2 protein-coding genes are annotated in these 2,771 nt (G+C 71.1%); both read left to right on the top strand.

Annotation, left to right across the window (positions count from 1 at the left end):
* Positions 1-1,130 (top strand): polyprenyl synthetase family protein (locus ACN27A_RS33920; protein WP_421459016.1); only part of this gene is annotated, 1,130 nt, incomplete at its 5' end.
* Positions 1,130-2,638, top strand: coding sequence for a phytoene desaturase family protein (gene crtI, locus ACN27A_RS33915; RefSeq protein ID WP_421459015.1), 1,509 nt, complete (start codon positions 1,130-1,132; stop codon positions 2,636-2,638). The genes ACN27A_RS33920 and crtI, both read left to right, overlap by 1 nt.
* The last annotated feature ends 133 nt before the right edge of the window (positions 2,639-2,771 follow it).

Below are 2,771 nucleotides of genomic sequence, written 5' to 3'. Positions count from 1 at the left end.
AGCGGTCGTTGGACAGGGGAGAGCGATCGGGGGCGCGCCTGATGGCGTCGAACGGATGGGGTGGATCGTCGGTCGGCTTGGCCGCCTGGCGCGATGACGTGCGCGAGACGGTGCGCGAGCACGTCGATCAGTTCGTGCGCGGTGAATGCGCCACCCGGCTCGGTGACGCCGGTGTCGCAGTCGCCGGCGATCTGTTGTGCCGTTTTCTCGAGGGTGGCAAGTACGTGCGCTCGACGTTCATGTATCTGGGCTGGTTGTGCGGCGCCGAGGACGACGACGCCGCGCTGCGCGCCTCGGCCAGCCTGGAGCTGCTGCATGCGTTCGCATTGATGCAGGACGACGTCATGGACGGCTCACCGATGCGCCGCTCGGCGCCCGCCGCCCATGTGGTGTTCGCGCGGTGGCATTCCGAGCGGGGCCTGGCCGGGTCCGCACAGCGATTCGGCGAGTCCGCGGCGGTCCTGCTGGGTGATCTGTGCCTGGTGTGGGCCGAGGAGATGCTGCGCCGCAGCGGGGTGGGTGAGCACGCGCTGGCCCGCGTCTGGCCGCGCTACGACGCCATGCGCACCGAATTGGCCATCGGTCAATTCTGCGATCTGGTCAATAGTTGCCACACATATCCGACACTGGACGAGGTGCTCGATGTGCTGCGCCGCAAGTCCGGCAACTACACCGTTCGCCGCCCGCTCGAGATCGGCGCGGCGATGGCCGGGTGCCGTCGCGGCGTGCTCGACGCCCTGTCGGGTTACGGATCGGCGATCGGGGAGGCCTTCCAGCTGCGCGACGACATCCTGGGGGTGTTCGGCAGCCCGTCGCTGACCGGCAAGCCCACTGGCACCGACATGGAGGACCACAAGGCGACCAGCGTCATCGTGGCCGCCTACGAGATGGCCGACCCCGGACTGCGCCGCCAGCTCGCCGATCTGATGAACACCCCCGTCCTCGACGCCGCGGCCGTCGAGCGGTGGCGAAACCTGATTGTGGCCAGTGGTGCGGTGCAGCGCATCGAGGACCTGATCGCCGACCGGCACGCCGAGGCGCTGAGCCACCTCGAGCGCGCCGACATCCCCGAGCGTCCCCGCGCGGCGCTGGCCGACATGGCCGTCGCCTGTACCCAGCGGGCGGCGTGATGCGCACCGTGACCGGAAAGACCGACCGCGTCGTGATCGTCGGCGCCGGGCTCTCCGGCCTGTCGGCGGCGCTGCAGCTGGCTGGACGCGGCCGTGCGGTGACCGTCGTCGAGCGCGGTGAGCATCCGGGCGGGCGGGTCGGCCGCGCCGACATCAGCGGCTACCGCATCGACACCGGGCCCACGGTGCTGACCATGCCCGACATCATCGACGACGCGTTCGCCGCGGTCGGCCGCTCGCTGACCGACTGTCTGCCGATGGACCCGGTCGCACCGGCCTACCACGCCGACTTCGCCGACGGCAGTGCGTTGACGGTGCACACCGATGCCGCTGCGATGGCCGCCGAGGTCGAGCGGTTCGCCGGCCGTGCCGAAGCGGACGGCTATCTGCGGCTGCGGGATTGGCTGACAAAGCTCTACCGCACCGAGTTCGACGGATTCATCGCCGCCAACTTCGACTCGCCGCTGTCGCTGCTGACCCCGCAGCTGGCCCGGCTGATCGCCCTGGGCGCATTCCGGCGCTGGGAACCGCTGATGCGCAAGTTCATCCACGACGAACGGTTGCTGCGGGTGTTCACCTTCCAGGCGCTCTACGCCGGGGTGCCGCCGCAGAGCGCCCTGGCGGTGTACGCGGTGATCGCCTACATGGACACCGTGGCCGGGGTGTACTTCCCGCGCGGCGGGATGCGTGCGTTGCCGGACGCGATGGCCGCGGCCGCCGCCGACGCCGGTGTCGAATTCGTGTACGGTGCCACCGTCTCGGAGCTGGAGTTCGCCGGCTCCCGGGTGAGTGCGGTGCGCACCGTCGACGGGCAGCGGGTGCCGGCCGACGCCGTGGTGCTCACCACCGAGCTGCCCGACACCTACCGCATGCTGGGCCGCACCCCGCGGCGGTTGCTGCGTCACCGGGCGGCGCCATCGGCGGTCGTCGCCCATGTCGGCTGCGCCGCAGTTGATCCCGGGGTCGGCCACCACACCATCCTGTTCGGTGACGCGTGGCGCCAGACGTTCCGCGACATCATCGACGACGGCCGGGTGATGGGTGATCCGTCCCTGTTGGTGACCCGGCCCAGCGCCGGTGACCCGTCGCTGGCCCCGGCCGGGCGTGACCTGCTCTACGTGCTGGCCCCGGCGCCCAACACCGATGTCGGAACGGTGGACTGGGACGCCGCCGAATCCGGCTACATCGACCAGATGCTGGGCGCGGTGCGGTCCCGGATGCCCGGCGTCGGCGAGGACGCCGAGATCCTGCACGTCGTCACCCCGGCCGACTGGCGCCGCCAGGGCATGGCGGCGGGCTCACCGTTCGCGCTGGCGCACACCTTCGCCCAGACCGGGCCGTTCCGGCCGGCCAACACCGTCCGCGGCGCCGACAACGTCGTGCTCGCGGGCTCCTCGACGGTCCCCGGTGTCGGGGTCCCGACCGCGATCCTGTCGGGCCGGCTGGCTGCCGACCGGATCACCGGTGTCGTCGCTGCAAGTCCGATCTCAGAGGTGAACCGCTCATGATCAGCACCGAACTCGATGCCGCCGGCGTACGGGAACCCTCGTTGCGCGCCGCCTACGAACACTGCCGAACGGTCAACGCCGCGCACGGCAAGACGTTCTTCCTGGCCACCCGGCTGCTGGCGCCGCGGCAGCG

This window comes from Micromonospora sp. WMMD737, assembly GCF_049179055.1.
GTDB classification, from domain to species: domain Bacteria; phylum Actinomycetota; class Actinomycetes; order Mycobacteriales; family Micromonosporaceae; genus Micromonospora; species Micromonospora reichwaldensis.
This window is presented reverse-complemented; position numbering and strand designations above follow the sequence as displayed.